Genomic DNA, 22,897 nt, shown 5'->3' on the forward strand with positions numbered 1-22,897 from the left:
ATGAGTCAGCAACCGGGAAGTTCCTACGTCACCACGGCGGACGGCACCGAGATCTTCTACAAGGACTGGGGAACGGGCCAGCCGCTGTTCTTCCATCACGGCTGGCCGTTGAGCGCCGACGACTGGGATGCCCAGATGATGTTCTTCCTGGGCCACGGCTACCGGGTGATCGCCCACGATCGCCGGGGCCACGGCCGCTCCACGCAGACGGCCAACGGGCACGACATGGACACCTATGCCGCCGACGCCGCCGCGGTCGTCCAGGCCCTCGATCTGAAGAATGCGGTGCACATCGGCCATTCCACGGGTGGCGGCGAAGTCACGCGCTATGTCGCGAAGTTCGGCCAGGGACGCGTCGCAAAGGCGGTGCTGATCAGCGCCATCCCGCCGCTCTTCATGAAGACGGAAAAGAACCCCGAGGGCGTTCCGAAGGAAGTCGTCGACGGCATCCGCGACGGCACCGCCAATCACCGCTCGCAGTTCTACAAGGACATCACCATGCCCTTCTACGGCTTCAACCGCCCCGGCGCGGTGGTATCCGAGGGCATTCGAGAGAACTGGTGGCGGCAGGGCATGATGGGCAGCATCAAAGCGCAGTACGAATGCATCCGGGTCCTCTCGGAGACTGAGTTCTACGACGACCTCAAGGCGATCGACGTCCCGGTCCTCGTGATGCACGGAGAGGATGACCAGATCTGCCCCTTTGCGACGACGGGCGCGCAGTCGGTCAAGCTCCTGAAGCACGGAACGCTCAAGTCCTACCCCGGGCTTCCGCACGGCATGCCGACCACGCACGCGGACCTGATCAACGCCGACCTGCTGGCGTTCATCAAGGCCTGATCACTCGACCAGGGTCGACGTCACACGGCCGAGCCGCCGCGAGTTGGCGGGCTCGCGGAACACGAGCGGGTGTTCCACGGCCTGTGCCGCTGTCAAGGCGCCGGCGCGCTCGACGGCTTCCTTCACCAGATGGTGGTGCGGGCTCTTGACGCAGGCCGGGTCGGCGACGGCCGGGTCGTTGGCCAGCATGTAGGCCTGGCAGCGGCACCCGCCCAGGTCCTGCTCGCGGAATTCGCAGCTCGAGCACGGCTCCTTCATCCAGCCGGTGCCGCGGTAGCGGTTGAAGCCTTCCGAGTCGAACCAGATCTCGCGCAGGCTGTGGTCGCGAACGTTCGGGAAGCGCAGGCCCGGCAACATCTTCGCGGTGTGGCAGGGCAATGCCGTGCCGTCGGGCGTGACGTTGAGGAAGGTGCTGCCCCAGCCGTTGACGCATCGCTTCGGCGTGCCTTCGTGATAGTCGGGCGCGACGAAGAAGATGCGCATGCGATCGCCCATCCGCTCCCGCCAGGCGTCCGTCGTGCGCTCGGCCTGCTTCAACTGCTCGTGCGTCGGCAGCAGCTGGTCGCGATTGAGAAAGGCCCACGAGTAGTACTGCGTGTTCGCAAGCTCCAGGTACTCGGCACCTAGCTCGGCCGCCATGCCGATGATGCGGTCGATGTGATCGATGTTCATGCGGTGGATGACCACATTCATCACCATCGGCCAGCCCTGGTCCTTGATGATCTTCGCGACCCGGCTCTTGAGGTCGAAGGTCTTGGTGTGCGACAGGAAGTCGTTCATCTCCTTCGTCGAATCCTGGAAGGAGAGCTGGACATGATCGAGTCCGGCCGCCTTCAATGCCGCGGCGCGCGCCGCCGTCAGGCCGACGCCGGAGGTCAGCAGGTTGGTGTAGTAGCCCAGGCGACGCGCTTCGGCCGTGATGGTTTCGAGATCGTCGCGCACGAGCGGCTCGCCGCCCGACAGGCCGAGCTGCACAGCCCCGAGCTCGCGCCCCTCCCGCAGCACACGCAGCCAGTCGTCGGTCGTGAGTTCCTCTTCCTGCCGCGCGAAGTCGATCGGGTTGTAGCAGAAGACGCAATGCAGCGGGCAGCGGTAGGTGAGCTCCGCCAGCAGCCAGAGCGGGGGCCCGGGGGTCACGGGCGGTGCGTGCATCAGTCCCATGCCAGCCACCGTTGCTTGCCGGCCAGTTCGACGAACGCCAGCACGTCGCCACTCAGCCCCTCGGTCGAGAAGGCCTGCTCCAGTTCGCTGACGATGGCAGCCACGCTGCGCTCGCCGTCGCAGCGCTTCATGATCTCCCCGCCGCTCTGGTTGAGCTTCACCATGCCCTCCGGGTAGAGCAGCACATGGCTGTTCTGCGCCGGCTCCCATTGCAGGCGAAAACCAGTGCCGACGCGGGGCCGGGTGTCGATGCTCGGCGGCGTCACGAGGTCACCCCGTATTTCAGCGCCATCGCATCGTTCATGGCCCACAGGATGTCTAGCTTGAGCTGCAGCACCTCCAGCGCCCGCTCCTGCTGGGGCCGGGTGGTGAAGTACGCCAGCGTGACCGCCAGTCCCTGCTCGACGTCGCGCCGGGCCCGGCTCACGCGCTCGCGGAAGTACGCCATGCCCTCGGGGTCGATCCAGGGATAGTGCTCGGGCCAGTTCGCCAGCCGCTGCTTGTGGATCTCGGGGGCGAAGAGTTCGGTCAACGACGAGCAGACCGCCTCCTGCCACGGCGCGCGCCGCGCGAAGTTCACGTAGGCGTCGACCGCGAAGCGCATCGCCGGCGCCACGTGGCGCAGGTCCAGCACTTCCTCGCGCGTGAGCCCCACCGCCGTGGCGAGTCGCAGCCAGGCCTCGATGCCGCCTTCGTCCTTCACGCCGTTCAGCTCGAACCCGTCGTGATCGAGGATGCGCTGCACCCAACCCTGCCGCACCTCACGGTCGGGGCAGTTCGACAACACCGCCGCGTCCTTGATCGGGATCGCGATCTGGTAGTAGAAGCGGTTGGCCACCCAGCCGCGCACCTGCTCCTGGGTCGCGCGGCCACTGTTGAGCATGAGGTTGAACGGATGGTGGATGTGGTACGCGCGACCGCGCTCCCGCAGCTTCGCCTCGAATTCTTCCCGCGTCCAGGCCTCGGTGGTTGGCGTCATACGTCGATCTGCATGTCGTCCTCGCAGACTTCGATGCCGGCGCGCGTCAGCGTCGCGCGCTCTTCGGAGTCTTCGTCGAGGATCGGGTTGGTGTTGTTGACATGGATGAGCATGCGTCGCGTGGCCGGCGGCAGCCTGGCCATCCATTCCAGCATGCCGCCCGGGCCCGACTGCGGCAGGTGGCCGATGTCGCGGGCCGTCTTGGCGCCCAGGCCGAGGCGGGGCATTTCGTCATCGGTCCAGAAGGTGCCGTCGACCAGCACGCAGTCGGCGCCGGCCATGGCGTCGAACACAGCGGGCGTGATCTGGCCGAGGCCCGGCGCGTAGAACACCTGCTTGCCGCTGCGGGCATCGGAAATCAGCATGCCGATGTTGTCGCCCTCGACCGGACTGTCGCGGTGCGGGGAATAAGGCGCGGCCTTGCTCGACAGCGGCAAGGCGCGAAAGCGCAGGTCCGCAACGCCCGTCACGGCGAAGGAACTGCCGTCCAGCGCGATGCGATGCCGGTCCACGCCGCAGTAGTGGGCCAGGACGCGCAGCACGGGATTACCCTGGCTCAGGTCCTCTTCGACCGGGTCGGTGCACCACAGCGGCAAGGCGCCCTTGCGCTCGCGCAGCATGAAGAGACCGGTCGCATGGTCGATCTGGCCATCCATCAGCACCACGCCGGCGATGGCGGTGTCGCGCAGCGAACGCGCAGGCTGAAGCGCCGGCTTGCTGCGGATCTGTTCGAGGATGTCGGGGGATGCGTTGAACAGCACGCCGTCCACGCGGCCGTCAGGCTGGACGAAGATCGACGACTGCGTGCGCGCCTTTGCCTTCAGCGTGCCCGCGCGAAGGCCGGCACAGTTGCGGCAATTGCAGTTCCACTGCGGAAATCCTCCGCCGGCAGCCGAACCCAGGACGGTGATGCGCATCGGCGGGGATGGACGACGCCCAGCCAGGTGCGGTCAAGCCGACACGCCGAAAGCAGGCCTTCGACGTGTCGGACCGACCTCCACCCGGTCAGCGGGCAGCCACGTACATCGTGATTTCGAAGCCGAGGCGCACGTCAGTCGCGGTCGGGGTTTCCCATTTCATAAAGGTCTCCTTTGAAATGTCACGGACACCATGTGGTGCCGCGGGATCTTTCGATCCAGTGATGCATGGTCACCCCTCTCGCAGTTCCGGCACAGACCACGGATCATGATTCGGGGCTCATGATTTTCATGAATCGACGCGGCGGCAGCCGCAGCGGCTCAGGGCCCCGATGCGCCCACGGCCGTGGGCGCGAGCAGCGGCAGCCGCACGGCGAACTCGCTGCCCAGATCCTTGCCGCCGGAGCGGACTTCCAGGAATCCGTTGTGCGCATCGACGAGGTCCTTGACCAGCGAGAGGCCGACCCCGAACCCGCCTTCGGCCTGGTGCGGGTCTTCCTGGGTGAACAGGTCGAAGATGACCGGGAGAAGCGTCGGTGAAATGCCGGTGCCGTTGTCGCTGACCTTGATCACGGCGTGATCGATCTCGACCGTACAGTGCAACCAGATGCGTCCACCCCGGGGCGTGTACTTGATGGCGTTGTGCAGCAGGTTGAAGACGATCTGGTGCACCCGGGCCTTGTCGGCCTGCAGCACGACGGGCGCCGGCGGTACCAGCACTTCCACCGTCTGCAGCTTCAGCGTCGCCTTCGGAACGACCGTCGCCGCGATCTCCTGCAGGTCGGCACAAAGGTCGAACGAGGTCTTGACGAGCTGCAGCTTGCCCGCGCCGAAGCGCGCGACCTCGGCCAGGTCTTCCATCATCCGTTCCATCTGAATGACCTGTCGCTTCACGACCTTCAAAGGCATGTCCAGTTCGGGCGTCGTCAGCCCCCGCCGCTCCACCAGCTCGGTGACGCTGCGGATGGGCCCGAGCGCATTCCGGATCTCATGCGTGAGGCGCCCGAAAAAGACGTCCCGGCCGCGCAGCGCATCGTGCGCATGGTCGAGCCGGTTCATCGTCGTTTCCATCTGGGCGCGCAGGTTCGTGCGGTCGCACATCATCTTGGCGAAGCCGACGTGCTCGTCCCCCTCGTGAAGGGAGACCAGGCTGCCCGCCACCCAGATGCGCAAGCCGTCCTTGCGCAGATGCCAGCGGTCGTCCTCCGACTGGCCGATCGCGAGCGCCACGGCCCGCTCCATGTCGGCCAGGCCCAGCTTCAGATCCTCCGGCGCGAAGATCAGGTCGAAAGGCTTGCCGATGACCTCCTGCTCGGTGTAGCCGAACATGGCCTCGGACGCGCCACGCCACCCCGTGATGGCGCCATCGACGTCCATCAGCACGAACGCCAGATCGGGCGCCTGCTGCCAGAGCAGCTCGAGCGCCCGCTCGGGCGTGATGCCCGGATGCGAGTTCTTCATGATGGGTCGAACCTGCGCGCTTGAGCGGGCCTGCGTGAAGGACAGATGCCTGCGTCGGCGTCGGCGCGCGGCGCCGCTTGCGGGTCAGTTCGCACCCGGTTCGTACCCGGTCCAGCCGGAAGGCGGGGGGTGACCGGGGTCCGGTCAAGCATGATCGGCTTTTCATTCCCGGACAGCGCGATGCCCTTGATTGCCCTTCTGCTCGGCGCCATCCTGGTTCTGGCGACCTTGATCGACGCCTTCGAAGTCGTGCTGCTGCCGCGCCCGGTGCGCCGCCGGATACGGCTGAACCGCTATTTCTTCAAGTGCACCTGGGACATCTGGGCCTGGGGTGCCAGGCTGTGGCCCGATGGGCGTCGGCGCGAGGACTTCATCGGGGTCTACGGGCCGCTGTCGATGGTCATGCTCTTCGCCCTGTGGGCCGCGAGCCTGATCGTCGGTTTCGGGCTGATGCAGTGGGCGCTGCTGCGGATGGCGTCCGGCGCGGACTCCAGCGCGCTGGTCGACCAGTTCATCATCAGCGGCGACGCCTTCTTCACCCTCGGCTATGGCGACAGCGTGCCGCAACACACGCTGGCGCGGCTGTTGGTGATCCTCGAAGCCGGCACGGGCTTCGGCTTCATCGCGCTGACCATCGGCTACCTGCCGGTGCTCTACCAGCACTTCACGCGCCGCGACCTCCAGCTGATCGAGTTCTCCGCGCGCGCCGGCTCGCCGCCGACGGCCGCCGCCCTGCTCGGCTGGCATGCCCACGACAGCCCGGAGGCGCTCGAACGATGGCTGAGGGACTGGGAGATCTGGGCGAGCGACCTGATCGAGAGCCACGCCGTGTATCCGATGCTGGCCTACTACCGATCCCAGCACGAGGGCCACTCCTGGCTGGGCTCCCTGGCGGTGGTGCTGGATGTGTGCACGCTGCTCGTCGCCGGCGCCGACGACGCGCGGCGGCACCAGGCCACGGCCACGTTCTCGGCGCTGCGGCGCATCCTCGACGAGGCCAGCGAATCGCTCCGCGTGCCGCCGGTGCGCCAGGTGTCGGACCGCCGGATGAACGCCGAGGCGCTGCGGCATCTCACCCCCACGATCCGCCGCATCCTGCCCAACTGGCGCGACGACGAGGCCGCCCTGGGCGCCATCCGGCGGCTGCGTAAGACCTACGAGCCCAGGCTCGAAGGCCTGGCGGCCTACCTGCTGCTGCCCGTGCCGGACTGGATCGAGCCGGCCACGGCGACGGTCGAGCGCTTCGGCTTCGATGCGGTCGTCCGGCAACTCACCGAGGGTCATCCGGACTGAAATCAGCTAGTCTGGCGGCTTGCACCCACGTCGGGCACGACTCCGCTCATGAGCCTTCGGCTGAAGATCAACCTCATCGTCCTTGCGCTGACCTTCCTCTTCGCAGCGACGGTGCTCGCGCTGGAAATGCGCAGCATGCGCGAGTCGGTGCACGAGGAAACCGTGGCGGCCAACCGCGTCGCCGCGTTGCTGCTGCAGGGCACCGCCTTGCGCTACGCCGCGCAGGGGACGCCGGCGATGCTGGCCTTCCTCCAGAGCATCGGACGGATCCGCTCCAACGATCTCACGCTGTTCGATGCACAGGGCAACGAGCTGTACCGTTCGCCGCCGCCCACCTACAAGGCCGGCCGCGACGCGCCCGACTGGTTCGGCAACCTGATCGCGCCGCCGCCTTCCGTGCAGTCCATCGAGTTCCCCGATGGCAAGCTGGTGGTACGTGCGAACGCCACGCGCGCCGAGGTCGATGCGTGGGATTACGTCGTGACGCTCGCCGCGGGCGCGCTCGGATTCCTGGTCGTGGTCAACGGCATGGTGTTCTGGCTGGTCGGGCGGGCGGTGCGGCCCTTCGGCCAGATCGTCCAGGCGCTGAACCAGTTGCAGGCCGGTCGCTTCGACGCCGCGTTGCCGCCGCTGGCCGGCACCGAAGCCGCGGCCATCGGCGCGGCCTTCAACCGGATGGTCCGCGAGCTGCAGGGACACATCGAGACCGAGCGCCGCGCCGTGCGGGCCGAACTGCAGCTCTCCGACAGCCGCGACCTCACGCAGTGGATCGACAAGCACATCGAAGCCGAGCGCCGCATGATCGCGCGCGAGCTGCACGACGAACTCGGCCAGTCGGTGACGGCGATGCGCAGCATGGCGCTGTCGATCGCCACGCGGGTGCATGCGGTCGACCCGCAGGCCGAGCAGGCGGCGCGCCTGATCGCCGAAGAGTCCTCGCGTCTCTACGACGCCATGCACGGCATCATCCCGCGCCTGACGCCGCTGGTGCTGGACAACTTCGGGCTGGCCGAGGCACTGGACGACCTGGTCGAGCGCACGCGGCGCGTTCACGCCGACGTGCAACTGGACCTCCAGGTCGAGCTGGCTGACGCGATGCCCTGCGCCGACGTGTCGCTCGCCCTGTACCGGGCGGCGCAGGAGGGCATCACCAACGCGCTGCGCCACGGCAAGGCCCGCCACCTCCGGCTGACGCTTCAACACCACGACCCCGATGTGACGCTGGAACTCGTCGACGACGGCAGCGGCATGCCGACCGAGGACCTGCAGCGCGGCAGCCACTACGGGCTGCGCTGGCTGGCCGAGCGCGTCGAAGGACTCGGCGGTGCGCTGCAGATCGATAGCGCCGTACCGCATGGCGTTCGACTGCAAGTGCGCCTGCCCCTGTCGACCCACAAGGAGGCCGCATGATTCGCGTGCTCCTGGTCGACGACCATGCGTTGGTGCGCGTCGGCTTCCGCATGCTGCTGGCCGACGCGCAAGTTGAAGTGGTGGCAGAGGCGGAAAGCGGCGAGCAGGCCTGCATCGACTACCCGCGCGTCCATCCGGACGTGGTGGTGATGGACCTCTCGATGCCCGGCATGGGCGGGCTGGAGGCGATCCGGCGCCTGCTGGCGCAAGACCCGAAGGCGCGCATCCTGGCGCTGTCGGCCCATGAGGACACGGCCCATCCACGGCGTGTGCTGCGCGCCGGCGCCCTCGGCTACCTGACCAAGCGCAGCGCGCCCGATGCGCTGATCGCCGCGGTTACCGCCGTCGCCAAAGGCGAGCGCTATGTCGATGCCCGGACGGCGCAAGCCCTTGCACTGACGCAACTCGAAGGCGATACCAGCCCGGCGGATGCGCTGAGCGAGCGGGAGTTCTCGGTTTTCATCCAGTTGGCCCGGGGCCAGAGCGTGGCGCAGATTGCCGAGACGCTCAACCTGTCGCCGAGCACGGTGGGCACGCACCTTTACCACGTCAAGCAGAAGCTGGGGGCTAGCAATCAGTCGGAGCTAACTCTGGTCGCGCTGCGCTGGGGTCTGATTCAGGCTTAGAGGGTCGGGTCACAAGTCCATGACCGGCCAACCGGCATGCATGGCGTGTGCGCGCAATCGTGCATCCGGGCAAACCGCTACCGGGTGCGAAACGGCACTGAGCAATGGCAGGTCGCCGATGGCGTCGGAGTAGAACCACGACTCGCCGAATTCGCCGAGACTGCGCCTCGATCCCTTTGGACGCGCGGCCAACCATTCGTTGACGCGCGTCACCTTGTGATGCCGATAGCAGGGCTCGCCATCGATCTCTCCGGTGAACGGGGCGCCCTCCACGCCGCCTACCGTGGCGGGGCGCGTGGCCACGAGTTGGTCAATGCCGAACAACCGGGCGATCGGGCCCGAGATCAGTTCCGTCGTCGCGGTGACGATGGCGCACAGGTCGCCGTTGTCCCGATGACGCTTCACCAGCGCCAGGGCGGATGCCGGCATGCGCGGTGCCATCTCTGCCTCGAATTCTTGTTGCCATTGCGCCAGGGTCGCGCGCGGAACCTGGAGCAGTGGCTGCATGTTCGCGCGGTGCATCGCATGGATGTCCAGCGTGCCGGCGATGTATTCGTGGCAGTAGGCCAGGTAGCGGACTTCGGCCTCGGCCGGCAGGATGCCCCGGCGGATGAGGAACTGCGTCCACGCCATGCCGCTGTCGAAGGGGATCAGCGTGAGATCCAGATCGAACAGGGCCAGCTTGCCGGAGGCCATGTCACGCGCCGGCTGAAGCGGCCGCGGTCTGCAGCATCCGCGCCGGCAGCGCGCCTCGCAATGCGTTGCAGACGACGATGGCCTCGGCGCGCTGGAGATCGTCCCGCCGCAGGCTGCGCTCGATGGCGCCCCACGCCGGGTCTTCGAGCAGACAGGCGCGCATCACGCCCGGCAATGCGCCATCCGCCAGCGGCGGTGTGGCCCACCGGCCATCGAGCTTCAGGAACACCGACGTGCGGCCACCCTCGACCAGGCGGCCGTCGTTCGTGAAGAACAGGCTGTCGAAGGCACCGGCACGCTCGGCCGCGCGAACGCCTTCGTCGTAGCGCTGCCGCAGCGTGGTCTTGTGCGCGGCCAGCGGGTTGAAGTCGGGAAGGCGCTCGTCGGCCACCACCAGCGTGACCGCCTCGTGATCGAGGGGCGCAAGGGGCGCGTGCTGCAGTTGCAGGCTTCCGTCGTGGGACAGGGCCAGCCGTACGCGCCAGCGTCCCTCGGGTGCCAGGGTGCGGACGAGCTTCGACACGGTGTCCATGGCTTCTACCCGGTCGAACCGGAAACCCAGCGTGCGGGCGCTGTGCGCCATCCGCGCGAGATGACGATCGAGGTGGCGAATCACGGTGCTGCCGCCCTGCTCCGTCGCCGCGAGCATCGTCTCGAACAGCGCGAAGCCCGGGTCCAGGCCGGTCAGGAAACGCGCCTTGAGATGGCTCTCCGCAAACTCGTCGTCCGCCCGGCTGTCGGCCACGATGCCGGCGCCGATGCCGAGTCGGGCGGGCCGCAGGCCGCGCACTTCGTGGCCCAGGGTCAGCGTGCGGATCGCCACCGAGAGACAGAAATCGCCGACGCGCGCATCGCCCTGCGGTGCATCCATCCACCCGATGGCGCCGCAATAGAGGCCACGGGGCGTCGTCTCCAACCCGGCGATCAACTGCATCGTGTGGTGCTTGGGCGCGCCGGTGATCGAGCCGCACGGGAACGCAGCGCGCAGCACGTCCGGGAAGCCGACCTCCGGCTTCAGGCGGGCCTGCACGGTGGAGGTCATCTGGAACAGCGTGTTGTAGGGCTCGATCGAGAACAGCTTCGACACCGCCACGCTGCCGATCTGCGCGAGCCGGCCCAGGTCGTTGCGCAGAAGGTCGACGATCATCACGTTCTCGGCCCGGTTCTTGACGTCGATCGACAGCATGCGCGCGGTCTCGCTGTCGCCTTCCGCGCCCTGCACGCGGCAGGCCGTGCCCTTCATGGGGCGGGCGGTGAGCATCCCGTTGTCATGGCGCAGGAAGAGTTCGGGCGAGCACGACAGCACGTGCGTCACCGCGTCGGCCGATCCGCAGCGCGCGGGCAAGGCGATGAAGGCGCCGTAGGACACGGGCTGGCGGTCCCGCAGCCGCCGGTACAGCGCCGCCGGCGACCCGTAGGCCTGCCCTTGCAGGCGGAAGGTGTAGTTCACCTGGTAGGTCTCGCCCGCCGCGATGGCCTCGTGGATTCGCGCGATCGCTTGCGTGAAGGCCGGCTCGTCCACCGAAGGCGCCAGGTCCATCACGCTGGAGGCGGGCACAGGCCCCGGTGCGAGACCTTCGAGCCAGTCGCCCACCTCGGCGGCCGAGAGTCGCGACAGGTCACGGAACATCAGCACGCGCAGCGCGGACGCGTCGTCCTCGCCGAGTCGCTCGTGACCCGCCTTCAGCAACTTGGCGCCCCATTCGTAGTCGATGAGCAGCACCGCGTGCAGCCCTGCGCGAAGGTCGGCATCCACCGGCGCCCACATGGCCGCGAGTCCGGCAGGATCGGTGCAATGGTGTTCGCGCACGAAGCCGCGATAGAGCCGGCTCGTCGGTTGCGCCGGGCTGGCCTGCCGGTCGTCGAGCAACGCGAAACAGTCTGTGGTCGAGGTTTTCACAGTGCGATTCTGGCCGCTATCGGACAACGATGATCTCGCCCCGGCCATCCACTGCCAAGTCCCCCAGGTGCCGTTCGATGCGCCTTGCGGCCAGCTCCGCGAAGGGGCCGCCGTGGCGTGCGAGATCGCGCGCCAGCAATTGCCAGAAGACGTCCGCCGCAGCGATCGCCGGAACGAAGGTTGCGGGAAAATCCGAGTCCGCCGGCCCGTTGGCAAACACCACGCTGCCCCGCCGCATGCCCCATCCCACATGCGCCCCCGCGCAACCGCCGATGGCAATGGTGCCTGCCACCAGGCGCGACGCCAGGAAGTCGCCGGCGTTGCCATGGACGATTGCGCTGCCACGCCGCATGCGGTCCCCGAAGCGGGCGCCGGCATGGCCCTTGACCACGAAGGTGCCGCCGCGCATGCCGTCCATGCTGCCCGGCAAGGTGCTGGCGGCGAAATCGTCCACATCGCCTTGCACGGTGAAGGTGCCGCCTGCCATTTCGCATGCGGCCAGCAGCCCGGCGCCGCCTTCGACGACAAGATCGCCCGCGCTCATGCAGCCGCCGGCATAGTGGCCTACGTTGCCATCGACGCGGATGCGGCCGCCGGCCAACTGCCAGCCCACGCGATCGAAGCGCGACAGGTCGCCATCAAGCACGAGCGAATCGTCGGTTTCGTGCGGCTCGACCCGGAAGAATTCGGCCAGGGGACGCGTCGTGTTTCCGTAGCCCACCTGCACGCGCTCGACTTCGGCCGCCGACAGGCCAGAGAGCGCCATCGGCGTCACGCCGCGCAGGTCGACCCGAAGCGCGGGCGATACCTTGAGCGTCAATCGCCAGGCGCTCATGGACTTTCCTCCCCCAGCAGCTTGTGCAGGTGGAAATGAAACGGCCCGAGCTTGCCGCCGTAGTTGCCAGCCGAAATCCGCAGCAGCCCCCTTGCCGCACCGAAGGCGATGCCTGCCTGCATGCCCGCGCGCATAGCCGCGCCGACATCGGCTTCGGTCAGGCCGTCGATCACGATCTCCATCACGCAGCGCGTCTGCGGCGTCAGTTCGCTGTGGGCCACCAGGCCAAGAAGGCTCGGGCAGAACGCATCGTTGGTCGACGCGTTCAGCGCCGCGTACTTGCTGCCCACCTTCGAGCCCGAGCGCACCACCCCGCCGGGGAAAGGCATGATCACGTTCGGCAACGCCTTCATGGCAAGCACGGCTGCCTCCGCGACGGCCAGCGCGCTGTCGGTGTCTGTGCACAGGAGCAGCAGGTTGCCGCCGCCCACGCCTTTCACCACCGCCGTGCTTTCCTGCGCAACGAACTCCCCGTCCATCACCGGCACGCGCCAGTAGCGGATGCCGTCGATCACCTTCGAGATCTGCCAGCCATCGCCGAAGAAGCGCAGGTTCTGCCCCAGCGCGATCGCTTCCCCTTCGGCGATGCCGGCATAGACCGCCGTCGTCGGGCAGGTCAGCACGCATTGGCCGACACGCCGCTCGACCTGCTTGGCCAGTTCCTTGCCCGACATGGAGAAGATCAGCACGCTGAGGCCCGGGCGCCCGTCGGGGGTTTCCTCGGGTGCGAGCTCGCGTTCGATTGCGGCTTCGCATCCGCAGGCAATCACCGAGGTCGCCAAGCCGGTCGCCGACACCGCCGCGTGCCGCGCCCAGGCGGCGTTGTGCGCGGTGATGACGATGCGCGTGACCTTCATCGGAAAGGCCTCGGCGAAGGTGTCGTCGATCTGCACGCCGTTGCGGACCAGGGCCTCGCTCATGACGCGCCCTTGAAGCACGCCGCCGGCAGCAGTCGCCCGCCATTGCAGCAACGGCACAGCTCGTCGTGGCCGATCGCGATGTGGTCGAAGTTCACCGAGCCGTGCGACGCGAGATGCCGGCGCAAGGTCTTCTCGATGCCGCCGTCGTAGTCGGGCTCGACGAAGTGCGTGCCGCCGACCGGGACCGCGGTGATGCGCCCTCCCCGCGCCACCAGTTCGCCATCCTTGAAGACGCATTCGGGCGTAGAGAACATGGCTTCGCGGTCGGCCTGCTCGCGGTACACCGCGATGTCCGCCGCCGCACCCACGCCCAGGTGGCCGCGGTCGCGCAGGCCGAGCAGCCGTGCGGGTGCGGCGCGCGTCATGATGGCGATCTCCCGCAGGGTCAACTCGCGCGCGATGGAGCGCAACGCGCAGTTCGCCGCCACGTCCGGGTGCAGCTTCGCGAGTTGTTCCTCGCGGAAGCTGCGATCCATCAACAGGCGGATCAAATGGGGGTAGCTGGTGAACGGACCACCGTTGGGATGGTCGGTGGTCAGCACCACGCGCCACGGGTCGGTGACCAGCAGGAAGATCTCCAGGCCGATGACCCACTGCAGGGCGTTCACGTAGCTCTGCTCGCGATACTTGAAAGGAACGACGCCGCAACCGGCCTCGCATTCGATGTCGCTGCCGACCCACTTGCGCGGGCTTGCGAGCCCGGACTGCGCATGCTGGCGCATCGAGTCGGCCGAGGCCGTGACGGTCTGGCCGAACATGATCTGCCCCACGTCGATGCTGACGTTCGGATGGGCATTGACGGCCTCCGCGAGTTGCAGCGCCGCGGAAGAGAATTTCTTCGGCCCCTCGGTGCCGTAGGCGTGGAACTGCACATGCGTCAGGTGCGCAGGCAATCCCTCCAGCGCCTCGATGGTCTGCAGCGTCGATTCGATGTTGCCGGCCACGCCCAGGTTGCTGCCGTGGATGTGCAGCGGGTGCGGCACGCCGAGTTCGCGCAGGGCCCGCGCCAGCGTGTGCACCACCTGACGCGGCGTGACCTGCCAGTGGACATGGCGCTCGTCGACGTCCAGCTTGCGCTGGTTGAACTTGAATGCCGAGATGCCCGCAGGGTTGACCACCTTGACGCCCATCGCCTTGGTGGCGTGCATCGTCCAGGCCATGTAGTCGCGGATCGTCTCGAAGTTGCTTCCGGCCTCGCCGCCCCTGGCAAGCAGTTCGAGAAACAGCTCGTCGTTGCCGAGCATCACGTAGGCGCCGTGGTCGAGGATCGGCGTGTCGCCCATCTCCATGTGCGCCTGGCGCGCATTGCTCGCAATCATGGCCGGCTCGAAAGCCGCGGTGTAGCCCATCTCCACGTAGCGGTAGCCCGTCGCCAGCGTGCCGGGTGCGCAGCCGCCGCAGGAAGCCAGTTCGAGCGGATTGCCGGGGAGCGCGATCGGGTTGCCGTTGGCGCGATGGTCCTCGGGCATCAGCAGGCGCGCGAGATTGATCTTGCCGCCGCCGATGTGCGTATGCATGTCGATCCCGCCCGCCATGACGACGCAGCCGCTGGCGTCGATCTCGGTATCGACCGGGTCTCGCGCATCGAGCGATACGACGCGGCCGTCCTGCACGAACAGGTCGCGCACCGTGTCGGCAGGCTGGGTTGGATCGACGATGCGACCGCCGCGCAGGCGCAGGGTGCTCATGGGCGTTCCTTCGCACGCGAGTCCGACACGTGCCGCGTGATGATGCCGAGCACATCGGCCAACATTGGCAAGGTGTCGCGGTAGACCGGCACCAGCGGCAGCACCACGCCGCCATCGGCCCGGAACAGATGGCCGGCCGAACCGATGCCCGGCGTCGACACCGGAATGAAGACGCTGCCGGCACGCCCCGCCGAAGAAGCCAGGTCTGGATGCCCCAGCACCACGAGCGGCACTTGCGTCGCGGGCGGCGCGCACGTGGCGTCGAAGGTCGAGATCCACAGCAGGCCATCGACGGCCGCATCGGCCAGCAGCCGGTTGGCATCGAAGCAGAGCGGCTCGTGCTCCAGCCCGCCCGGACCGGCGCGCGAGCGAAGGGGCAGGCCCGAAAGCCAGGTGAACACCTGGTTGGCCGTGCCGGCTCCGTTGCCGCCGCCGAGCCACATCGCGGCCGCGCGCGTGGTGGCGTTCAGCGTCGCGACGATCTGATGGATGCGCTCGATGATCAGCGCGCCCTGCGCGGGCAAACGGCTCGTCTGGCCGACGATCACGGCATAGCGTGCGGCGCGCAAGCGCTCGGCCAGCGCAGCAAGCGCCGGAGGAACGTCGCGCACGGAGCGCCCGGCCGACACCGCCGAGAGCAATGCGAGCGTCGAGAAGAGGTCGCCGTGCAGGGGAACCATTCCGGTCGTGACGCCGCTGTGCTGGCCCAGGGTCGTCAGGTTCGCCGCATCGGCCGCCCCATCCCCCAGCAGCACGACATGCCGTTGCGGCACCAGGTCCACATCCCCCGGTCCGCAGCGCGCAAAGAACTCCGCAGCGTCGCCATCAGGCAGCGCCCCGATGCAGACGATGAGGTCGGCACGGGTGCGCACCTCGGCCAACGTGGTCGTGAAGCCGCCGCGATCCTGCAACGATCGCACGCCCTGCATCAGCACATCCCCACCGGCCGGATCGCAGATCGCACCTGTCTCGCAGGCCAGCCGATAGACGGCCCGGGCGCCCGCGACGTCGGTGCCCAGCCCACCGAACAGCGGCTGCAGGCTTGCGGCCAGGATGCGGGAAGCAGCCGCGACCGCGTCGGCCAGTGCTGCGGGCTGACCGTCCACCAAGGGTGTCGCGGAAGAAGGCGCGCCCGTGAACCTCGCGAGTCCGACGCGCGCGCTGGCGCACTCGCCCCCGGCCAGTTCCAGCGCTCCGGATGCGCCGGCCTGGACACTCAGGTTGTCGCAAAGCAACAGGCAGAAAGGACAGGTCCAGCGCACCGCACCGCTTTCCGTCGCCAGCAGGGATTCGGTCATCGTGCTGCTTCACGCAAGCGATGTGCCACTGCGCGCCACGACCACGCCCTCCGCCGTGCAATCGCGCGGCCATCAGAAGTGCAACACTGTGTGGCGCGCCGTGTTTCAGTTCTGGCCCGGGCGCACGCTTGAAGACGCGCAATGCGAAGCTATCGCGTTGGCACGAAACGTGATGCTGCAACGCCCATGATGCGAACCAACTTCGGCCTGGGTCAGCCGCGCACGCGGGGCAGCCCGCCGTCATGCAGCGCACTGGCCACCAGCCAGGCGCCAGCCCCCGCGTCGCTTGCCGCCTGCAGGTCATCGGGGTTGCGGATGCCGCCAGCACCGACCACGAAAGTCGTGGGCGATTTGCGACGCACGTCGGCCAGCGTCTCCAGGTCAGGGCCCGCGCCGGCGCCGACGCGTTCGAGCGTCATCACGATCACGCGCCGCGGCCACAGTTCAGGTGCGTTCCAGCACCCTGCCACGTCGAGGTGCTTGCCGTCGCGGCGGTCGAGCGACAGCACGCCTTGCACGTCCCCGTCGAAACAGCGCTCCAGCGCTTCGCGCGAGGCGAGCGATTCGCTGCCGAAGACCGGGACGACCTGTCCGCCGGCGTCGCCGAGGTCCCGCCTCAACGATTCCGCCGCGCCGGCATCGGCAAACCCGGCATCGAGCCAAAGTTCGAGCCCCGGCATGGCTTGCAGCAGCGTGCGCAACACCGCGGCCTGGCCCTGGCGCCCCAGCAGGGCATCGAGGTCGGCCACGTACAACTGGCGCGATGCGCAGTGCTCGCACAGGATCTTCGCCACCGTCACCGGATCGCTGCTGTTGCACAGCGGCGATTCGATGGGACGGTAGGACTGGCGGTCGCCGCGCACGGCACGCACCACCTGGCCCTGCATGAGGTCGATGACGGGAATGAGGTTCATGTCGTGAAGCGGATCTTTGTCTACGAGTACCTGAGCGGGGGCGGTGAGTCGGCCCCCGGCGAACTGCTGGTAATGGGCCAGTCGATGCGCAATGCCATCATGGCCGACTTGCTTCGCCTTGGAAACCTCGACGTCTCGGTCGCGACCTGCATCCTGGCCAACCGCGTGCCGGAACCGGCCCGGCCGGTCGCGCCGCGCAACGGCGAGCCGGCATTCGAATTCGTCCGGCGCCAGGCCCACGCGCATGACCTCACGTGGCTCGTCGCGCCGGAGACCGACGGCGTGCTGGCGCAACTGCAGCAATGCGTCGATCCCGAACGCTGGCTGGGCTGCGATGCCCCGGCGATCGAACTCGCGACGCGCAAGCGCTTGACGTTGGCGACCCTGGCCGAAGCCGGCATTGCCACGCCGCTGGCTCTCGCGCACGAGCCCGAGACCCGACGCTGGGTGGTCAAGCCGGACGACGGCGCCGGGGCCATGGATACGCGTCTGCATGGCGATCAGGCATCGGCGCTGCAGGACGGGTCGACGCGCTCGGCCGCCGGCCGCGTGATGACGATCGAGCCGTGGGTCGAAGGCGCGGCGCTCAGCCTGTCGCTGCTGTGCCGCCCGGAGGGATGCGAGCTGCTGAGCATCAACCGCCAGCACCTCGACATCGATGCGCAGGGCCTCCTGTCCTTTCGCGGCGTCGACGTGAACGTGATGCCCCTTGCCGATCCGCGTGCCGAGACGCTGCGCGCCTTCGCCGCGCGCGTTCACCGGGCCGTTCCGGGACTGCGGGGCTTCGTCGGCATCGACTTCGTGTGGCACGAACGGCGCGGCCCCGTGCTGATCGAGATCAACCCGCGGGTGACCTGCGCCTACGTCGGCCTCTCGCGCTCGCTGGGGCGCAACGTGGCAGGCGAAGTGATCGCGGCCTGCGAAAGCGAGCGGGCTTCCACGGGGGTGCATGCGCATGCCTGACCGCACCGTGATCGGCTGGGACATCGGCGGGGCGCACGCCAAGGCCTGCCTCCTTCGAGACGGCGAAGTCCTCGACGTGGCGCAATGGTCCTGCCCGCTGTGGCTGGGCATGGACCGGCTCGATGCCGTGCTGCATGCGGCACGAGAGCGCTGGGATGGGCTGCCGGCCGCGCAGCACGCGGTGACCATGACGGGCGAGATGGTCGACCTCTTTGCGGACCGGGAAGACGGCGTGCGCCGGATTGCAGCGGAGCTGACGCGCTCCCTGCCCGCGCCACACTCGGCACGCCTCGGCGCTGGCCCGGGTTCCGTCCACTTCTTCGCCGGCGACGCCGGCTGGTGCGGCGACGCCGACGTGCCGGACCTGTGGGACGCCATCGCTTCGGCCAACTGGCTCGCCACGGCACGCCACGCCGCGTTGCGCATCGGCACCGGCCTGCTGGTGGACATCGGCAGCACGACGACCGACCTGATCGCTTTCAAGGACGGGCACGTCCTGACCGGCAACCGCACCGACGCGCGACGCCTGGCCAGTGGCGAGCTGGTCTACCACGGCGTGGTGCGCACCCCGCTTTGCGCCGTGGCGCAGCGCATCGACTGGCGTGGAACGCCGCTCAACGTCATGAACGAATTCTTCGCGACCAGCGCCGACGTCTACCGCCTGACCGGCGAGCTGGACCCCGCCCACGATCTGCATGCAAGCGCCGACAACGCGGCCAAGGACCCGGACGCCACCCGGCAACGCCTGGCCCGAATGATCGGGCTCGACCGGCGCGACGGCTCGGCGGACGATTGGCTGGCCTTCGCGCGGGCCTGGCGCGCACGGCAGGTCGGCGTGCTGGGCAGCGAGATGCGCCGCGTGATGGAAGCGCACGACCTTCCGCGTGACACGGTGATCGTCAGTGCCGGCTGCGGCGACTTCCTGGTCCCGGATGTGGTGGCGAGCGCCAATGCGGACGGGCCCGGGCGCAAGCTCCGCCACCTCCGGTACGGCCGCGACGTCGCACGGGTCGCGGAGAACACGGGCGAAGACCGCGCCGCCGTACAGGCGTGGGCCCAGGTGTGCGCCCCCTGCGTCGCCGTCGCCACTCTGTTCGACATGGGCCCGTCCGTATGTGGATCGTGAAGATCGGCGGAAGTCTCAACGCGAGTCCTACGCTGCCGGCGTGGCTCGACCTGCTGGCCGAATGCGGCGGGGGCCGCGTGATCGTCGTCTGCGGTGGCGGCGCATTCGGCGATGAAGTGAGGCGCGCCCAGGCGCAGTGGCGCTTCAACGACCTCAACGCGCACAACATGGCGATCCTCGCGATGGCGCAGACGGCCTACCTGATGCACGGCCTGAACCCGGCCTTGCAGCTCACGCGAACCCGGTCGGACATCCACCGTGTGCTCCACAAGGGACAGACCGCCCTGTGGCTGCCGCTGGAACTGCAACGCAACCGATCGACCTCCCAGACCAACTGGGAGTTCACCTCCGACAGCATCGCACTCGATCTCGCGCATCGCCTGAATGCGGAACGGCTGGTGCTGGTCAAGTCCTGCGAGATCGATCCGAGATTGAGCCTGGCCCAACTGGGGGAGGTCGGTGTGGTCGACCGGGCCTTCGGGGCGCTGTCGGACGGCGCGGCCTTTCCGATCGACATCGTTCATTGCGAGGAAGTGGCGCGTGTTCGCTCGTTGCTCCTGGGTCACCTCCGGTTCGACGATCAATGATCCGGCGCGCCGCCTTCGGCGCCTTCCTGGCCGCGCATCAGCGTGACCAGGGCGCGAAGGCGTTCGGCGTCGAGCGCCGCGCTCCGGTCGCCCGCGCACACCGCCGTCCGGAAGCCGGCGAAGTCGGGCGCGAGGGCGCGCAACCGTTGCGCATGCTCGGCGCGAAGCGCGCCCGCCAGCCCGACCATCGTTCCGGTCGCGCGCACGGTGGCGATGAAGCGCTGCAGATCGTCCATCGGCACCGCATCGAACAGGCTGCCCGCCAGTTTGTCGAAGGTGTCGGCCATCACGCCGGGGAACCCCAGCGCGCACGCATACCTCGCATCGGCCGGTTCCAGGCCCTTGTCCGCGATGAAGACCGGCACGACGGGCCAGCCACTGACGGCCAGCGTGTCGAGCACCTCGCGCGCCTGCGGCGACCGCTCGACGCCGACCTTCACGTAGTCGACCCCGCACGCACCGACCGCATCCACGCGCTCGGCGATGTGGTCCAGGTCGTCCATCGACACGTCGCCAATGGTGGCGCTGATGGGCAAGCGGCTGCCGGCCCAGCGCAGCGCACCCACAATTTCGCGAATGGTGACGACCGGCAGGCCGCCCAATGCACCCAGGCCCGGCTCCTTGAGATCGATGAAGTCGACGCCCGCTTCGGCAGCCAGCAAGGCCTCGTCGACACTTCGAACGCTGACGAGCAGTTTCATGACGGTGCTTCCCGGGTGACATCGAGGGCCTTGGCCCTGTGGCGATTCACTGCGTCGACCAGCCAGCCCCAGGCTTCATGCTCCTCGGCACCGGCCGTCTTGTCGATGGCGATCTGGAGGTAGGCCATCTCGCTGTCCACCTTCTGCGGCGGCAGCATGTGCAGCCGGCTCACCAGCACGGCCCCTTCGATCACGGCCGCCTGCGCGCGGTTGAAGCCGGCGAAATTCGAATGGGCGACCTCGTGGACCCGCATCATGTGCAGCACCGGACGCTGCGCATCGTCGACCTGCTCGGCGAGCCTCAGTTCCACATGGCTCAAGGCGCCGCTCAGGCGCACGCCCGCGATCTTCTCGGCAGGCAGCGTCGGCCAGTCGCGCCGACCCGTCACGCAACCGGCGAAGACGCGGGTGTCGGTCACGATGTTCAGCACGGCGCAACCGGTCGCGCCGATGTTGTCGTAGGTGGTCGAAGGCTTGAACGGCATCAGCACGATCCGGTCGTCGCGGTAGCGCACGCCCATCGGCGCGACATGCGGCTTGCCATCGGCTGAGACCGTTGTCACGACGGTTTCGAAGATCACGTCGTTCATTTGAAGGGCTCGCCGGTTGTCTTTCGCACGGCCTTCGTCGTTCCCGGCGCGCACCATGCATCGGGGTCTTCGTCACGGCGGTCGACCGCGCAACCCCAGTCCAGCGGCTGATCCTGCACATAACGCTTGCCGAGCTTGTGCGCGATCTCGGCATGCGCCAGTTCCACCCCCATGTAGAAGGCATGCGCCGCATCGTCCTCGAGGCCAAGTTGCGGCCACAGCTCGAACGCGCCCAGCCCCTTGCGCAACCCGTCACGGTTGTAGACATGCAGGCCGCTCGTGGACACCTGCACGCGGAAGTTGGGGTCGCGCACCTGCGAGGCGGTGGCCGCGATCTCCTCGGGCGTGTCGAGGAACGGGCGCTTGGCATGCACCGTCATCAATGCATCGCTGAGGCCCTTGGGCAGCGTGCCGTGGTGGCGCGCGGCGTACATGATGCGCCGCGCCCAATCGGCTTCCTTCACCGCGCGGCGGGCGTGGTTGCTGACCTGCGTGGTCAATACTGCGGCCACGTCGAGCTCGGCGCAGATGCCGAACAGCAATGCGTTGATGCCGCTGGTGTCGGCCTCCGTCAGTTCGGTCAGGTTGCCCACGCCCATCATGATCGGCACCTCGGGAAAGCGCTCGCGCAGGCGGTGGTAGCGGACGATCGACCGGGTCATTCCGAACGGGATCGGGTCGAGGATCGAATCGGCGAGGAACGCCCTGCCCCGCCGCTGCATGATCTCGACGGCCTCGTGCAGCGAGGCTTCGTCGCTAGCGACGCGCGGGATCAGGATCGGTGTGGACGCGACTTCGTCGGCCACCCACAAGGTGTCGAGCGTCAGGCTCAGCAGGTAGTCGGCGCCGGCGCGGCCGCCGCGCAGCAGTTCGGCGGTGTCCACGGAATCGACGCTCACCCGGAAGCCTTCGGCCTTCAGGGCCTGGACGGCGTCTTCGAGATGATCGAACGCGGTCTCCGGCAGGCAGCCCAGGTCGATGACGTTGGCGCCGTCGGCACGCAGCTGCCCGGCCCGCGCGATGATGGCGGGCACGCTCAGGCGCGGCGCGTCGACGATCTCCGCGAAGATCGCGACCTCGTATTCGTCCAGGCTGACCGCCTTGGCGGCACGGTCGAAAAAGCGCGGCAGGTCCTTCACCTCCTCGGGTCCGCGCTGCACCGGAATGCCGAAGTGCGCGGACAACGCCTCCATGTCGCCGCGACAGCGCCCCGGCACGACGATGCGGTCGAAGCCAGCCGCCGCGGGGACCCGGCGGCGGATCATGTCGGCCGTCATCAGCCCGGCCACCTGCAAGCCCAGGTCTCGCACTTCCCACGTGAACGGGGCCGCCTCGATGCCGGCCAGCACCCGCTCCAGACTCGGCTGCGCGAGGTGCCCGGTCAGGAAGAGGATGTGTTCCATGCGCGAGAGATTTCCTTCAGTCGGAGGTCCAGTGCCGCTTCGAGCTCCGCCGACGAGGTGACGACCCGGCAGAAATCGATCGCGCGCAGGCGTTCCACGTTGTCGAGCTCGATGCGCCTCGGCCGCAGCGTGACCCAGTCGTGCGGCGATCGGGTCACGACCACCGGCTCGGTATCGCATGCAAACACGATGCCCGGTATGCCCCGCTTGCCGGCCTGCGCGAACATGTTGGTCGGCAGCGAGTCGCTGATGCCGTAAGCGCACTTGGCGACGGTGTTGCTGGTGGCCGGGGCGACGACGACGGTGTGATAGATGTCCTCGTAGAGCATGCCCACCGGCACGCCGCTGGCCGTCTTGTCGCGAAAGATGCGAAAGCGCGCCTTCAGCTCGTCGAGGTGCAGCCGGTAGATCTCCAGCACCTCCTCGCCGGCAGCCGAGAGGAACAGGTCGACATTCGGCAGTCGCGCGGCCAGCGCGAGGGCTTCGTCGAGAAAGTGACCGGACCCGGTCACGCACCAGGCGAAACGCGAACGCGGCTTGTCGCCCTCGGCCCGCGCGTCGTCAGGCGCAGCGTCGGCGGCGATGCTGC

The 22,897-nt window shown here is 68.3% G+C and carries 24 protein-coding genes; 7 read left to right on the forward strand and 17 right to left on the reverse strand.

Annotation, left to right across the window (positions count from 1 at the left end; translation table 11 throughout):
• Positions 1 to 840 carry an alpha/beta fold hydrolase gene (locus ACSFBL_RS04445; protein WP_435514556.1) on the forward strand — a complete coding sequence of 280 codons (840 nt, stop codon included), beginning with the start codon at positions 1 to 3 and terminating at the stop codon, positions 838 to 840.
• Here the strand turns inward: ACSFBL_RS04445 and pqqE are convergent, their stop codons facing one another.
• The 6 genes from pqqE to ACSFBL_RS04475 form a co-directional block, all read right to left on the reverse strand.
• The gene (gene pqqE, locus ACSFBL_RS04450; RefSeq protein ID WP_435515312.1) at positions 841 to 1,992 is read right to left on the reverse strand and encodes a pyrroloquinoline quinone biosynthesis protein PqqE; all 1,152 of its coding nucleotides are present in this window, start codon (positions 1,990 to 1,992) and stop codon (positions 841 to 843) included.
• Positions 1,992 to 2,267: a pyrroloquinoline quinone biosynthesis peptide chaperone PqqD gene (gene pqqD / locus ACSFBL_RS04455; RefSeq protein WP_435514557.1), complete on the reverse strand. Its 276-nt coding sequence runs from the start codon at positions 2,265 to 2,267 to the stop codon at positions 1,992 to 1,994. The genes pqqE and pqqD overlap by 1 nt, the downstream gene beginning before the upstream one ends.
• On the reverse strand, positions 2,264 to 2,980 hold the full coding sequence (gene pqqC, locus ACSFBL_RS04460; protein ID WP_435514558.1) for a pyrroloquinoline-quinone synthase PqqC: 717 nt from the start codon (positions 2,978 to 2,980) through the stop codon (positions 2,264 to 2,266). Before pqqC ends, pqqD begins: the two co-directional genes overlap by 4 nt.
• On the reverse strand, positions 2,977 to 3,897 hold the full coding sequence (gene pqqB, locus ACSFBL_RS04465; protein ID WP_435514559.1) for a pyrroloquinoline quinone biosynthesis protein PqqB: 921 nt from the start codon (positions 3,895 to 3,897) through the stop codon (positions 2,977 to 2,979). Before pqqB ends, pqqC begins: the two co-directional genes overlap by 4 nt.
• Before the next feature lie 88 nt (positions 3,898 to 3,985).
• On the reverse strand, positions 3,986 to 4,060 hold the full coding sequence (pqqA, locus tag ACSFBL_RS04470) for a pyrroloquinoline quinone precursor peptide PqqA (RefSeq protein ID WP_286567061.1): 75 nt from the start codon (positions 4,058 to 4,060) through the stop codon (positions 3,986 to 3,988).
• 158 nt (positions 4,061 to 4,218) lie between these two features.
• Positions 4,219 to 5,358: a PAS domain-containing sensor histidine kinase gene (locus tag ACSFBL_RS04475; protein WP_435514560.1), complete on the reverse strand. Its 1,140-nt coding sequence runs from the start codon at positions 5,356 to 5,358 to the stop codon at positions 4,219 to 4,221.
• A gap of 180 nt (positions 5,359 to 5,538) precedes the next feature.
• On the opposite strand from ACSFBL_RS04475, the gene ACSFBL_RS04480 reads away from it, so the two are divergent.
• Genes ACSFBL_RS04480 through ACSFBL_RS04490 form a run of 3 tightly spaced genes read left to right on the forward strand, consistent with a single transcriptional unit; the run spans position 5,539 to position 8,687 of the window.
• On the forward strand, positions 5,539 to 6,651 hold the full coding sequence (locus ACSFBL_RS04480) for a potassium channel family protein (RefSeq protein ID WP_435514561.1): 1,113 nt from the start codon (positions 5,539 to 5,541) through the stop codon (positions 6,649 to 6,651).
• A gap of 48 nt (positions 6,652 to 6,699) precedes the next feature.
• Positions 6,700 to 8,061: an ATP-binding protein gene (locus ACSFBL_RS04485; RefSeq protein WP_435514562.1), complete on the forward strand. Its 1,362-nt coding sequence runs from the start codon at positions 6,700 to 6,702 to the stop codon at positions 8,059 to 8,061.
• The gene (locus tag ACSFBL_RS04490; RefSeq protein ID WP_435514563.1) at positions 8,058 to 8,687 is read left to right on the forward strand and encodes a response regulator; all 630 of its coding nucleotides are present in this window, start codon (positions 8,058 to 8,060) and stop codon (positions 8,685 to 8,687) included. The genes ACSFBL_RS04485 and ACSFBL_RS04490 overlap by 4 nt, the downstream gene beginning before the upstream one ends.
• A 9-nt stretch (positions 8,688 to 8,696) precedes the next feature.
• Here the strand turns inward: ACSFBL_RS04490 and ACSFBL_RS04495 are convergent, their stop codons facing one another.
• The 7 genes from ACSFBL_RS04495 to ACSFBL_RS04525 all read right to left on the reverse strand — a co-directional run bounded on the left by ACSFBL_RS04495 (position 8,697) and on the right by ACSFBL_RS04525 (position 16,938).
• A complete protein-coding gene (locus tag ACSFBL_RS04495) occupies positions 8,697 to 9,383 on the reverse strand; it encodes an HAD family hydrolase (protein WP_435514564.1) in 687 nt (228 codons plus the stop codon).
• A 1-nt stretch (position 9,384) separates the two neighbouring features.
• Positions 9,385 to 11,283 (reverse strand): chorismate-binding protein, encoded by a 1,899-nt coding sequence (locus ACSFBL_RS04500; protein ID WP_435514565.1) that lies wholly within the window; start codon positions 11,281 to 11,283, stop codon positions 9,385 to 9,387.
• A gap of 16 nt (positions 11,284 to 11,299) precedes the next feature.
• Positions 11,300 to 12,118: a formylmethanofuran dehydrogenase subunit C gene (locus tag ACSFBL_RS04505; protein ID WP_435514566.1), complete on the reverse strand. Its 819-nt coding sequence runs from the start codon at positions 12,116 to 12,118 to the stop codon at positions 11,300 to 11,302.
• Complete coding sequence (gene fhcD, locus ACSFBL_RS04510; protein WP_435514567.1) at positions 12,115 to 13,038, reverse strand: formylmethanofuran--tetrahydromethanopterin N-formyltransferase; 924 nt, start codon at positions 13,036 to 13,038, stop codon at positions 12,115 to 12,117. Before fhcD ends, ACSFBL_RS04505 begins: the two co-directional genes overlap by 4 nt.
• Complete coding sequence (locus tag ACSFBL_RS04515; protein ID WP_435514568.1) at positions 13,035 to 14,726, reverse strand: formylmethanofuran dehydrogenase subunit A; 1,692 nt, start codon at positions 14,724 to 14,726, stop codon at positions 13,035 to 13,037. Before ACSFBL_RS04515 ends, fhcD begins: the two co-directional genes overlap by 4 nt.
• On the reverse strand, positions 14,723 to 16,024 hold the full coding sequence (locus tag ACSFBL_RS04520; protein WP_435514569.1) for a molybdopterin-binding domain-containing protein: 1,302 nt from the start codon (positions 16,022 to 16,024) through the stop codon (positions 14,723 to 14,725). Before ACSFBL_RS04520 ends, ACSFBL_RS04515 begins: the two co-directional genes overlap by 4 nt.
• Positions 16,025 to 16,236: 212 nt before the next feature.
• A complete protein-coding gene (locus tag ACSFBL_RS04525) occupies positions 16,237 to 16,938 on the reverse strand; it encodes a HisA/HisF-related TIM barrel protein (RefSeq protein ID WP_435514570.1) in 702 nt (233 codons plus the stop codon).
• Positions 16,939 to 16,941: 3 nt separating this feature from the next.
• On the opposite strand from ACSFBL_RS04525, the gene ACSFBL_RS04530 reads away from it, so the two are divergent.
• From ACSFBL_RS04530 to ACSFBL_RS04540, 3 genes are read left to right on the forward strand one after another with little or no spacing between them, the layout of a single operon-like run.
• Positions 16,942 to 17,901 (forward strand): ATP-grasp domain-containing protein, encoded by a 960-nt coding sequence (locus ACSFBL_RS04530; RefSeq protein ID WP_435514571.1) that lies wholly within the window; start codon positions 16,942 to 16,944, stop codon positions 17,899 to 17,901.
• Positions 17,894 to 19,027, forward strand: coding sequence for a hydantoinase/oxoprolinase family protein (locus ACSFBL_RS04535; RefSeq protein ID WP_435514572.1), 1,134 nt, complete (start codon positions 17,894 to 17,896; stop codon positions 19,025 to 19,027). The genes ACSFBL_RS04530 and ACSFBL_RS04535 overlap by 8 nt, the downstream gene beginning before the upstream one ends.
• Entirely contained in the window at positions 19,015 to 19,614 is a 600-nt protein-coding gene (locus ACSFBL_RS04540; protein ID WP_435514573.1) for an amino acid kinase family protein, read from the forward strand. Before ACSFBL_RS04535 ends, ACSFBL_RS04540 begins: the two co-directional genes overlap by 13 nt.
• Here the strand turns inward: ACSFBL_RS04540 and ACSFBL_RS04545 are convergent.
• From ACSFBL_RS04545 to ACSFBL_RS04560, 4 genes are read right to left on the reverse strand one after another with little or no spacing between them, the layout of a single operon-like run.
• Positions 19,608 to 20,315, reverse strand: coding sequence for a (5-formylfuran-3-yl)methyl phosphate synthase (locus ACSFBL_RS04545; RefSeq protein WP_435514574.1), 708 nt, complete (start codon positions 20,313 to 20,315; stop codon positions 19,608 to 19,610). The two genes, ACSFBL_RS04540 and ACSFBL_RS04545, sit on opposite strands and share 7 nt — an antisense overlap.
• On the reverse strand, positions 20,312 to 20,905 hold the full coding sequence (locus ACSFBL_RS04550; protein WP_435514575.1) for a DUF447 domain-containing protein: 594 nt from the start codon (positions 20,903 to 20,905) through the stop codon (positions 20,312 to 20,314). Before ACSFBL_RS04550 ends, ACSFBL_RS04545 begins: the two co-directional genes overlap by 4 nt.
• Positions 20,902 to 22,308, reverse strand: a complete 1,407-nt coding sequence (locus ACSFBL_RS04555) for a DUF6513 domain-containing protein (RefSeq protein ID WP_435514576.1) — start codon at positions 22,306 to 22,308, stop codon at positions 20,902 to 20,904. The genes ACSFBL_RS04550 and ACSFBL_RS04555 overlap by 4 nt, the downstream gene beginning before the upstream one ends.
• Positions 22,287 to 22,892 carry a flavoprotein gene (locus ACSFBL_RS04560; RefSeq protein WP_435515313.1) on the reverse strand — a complete coding sequence of 202 codons (606 nt, stop codon included), beginning with the start codon at positions 22,890 to 22,892 and terminating at the stop codon, positions 22,287 to 22,289. Before ACSFBL_RS04560 ends, ACSFBL_RS04555 begins: the two co-directional genes overlap by 22 nt.
• Positions 22,893 to 22,897: the final 5 nt, after the last annotated feature.

The sequence above is a fragment of the Variovorax glacialis genome, from assembly GCF_051216375.1.
Classification (GTDB): Bacteria; Pseudomonadota; Gammaproteobacteria; order Burkholderiales; family Burkholderiaceae_C; genus Variovorax.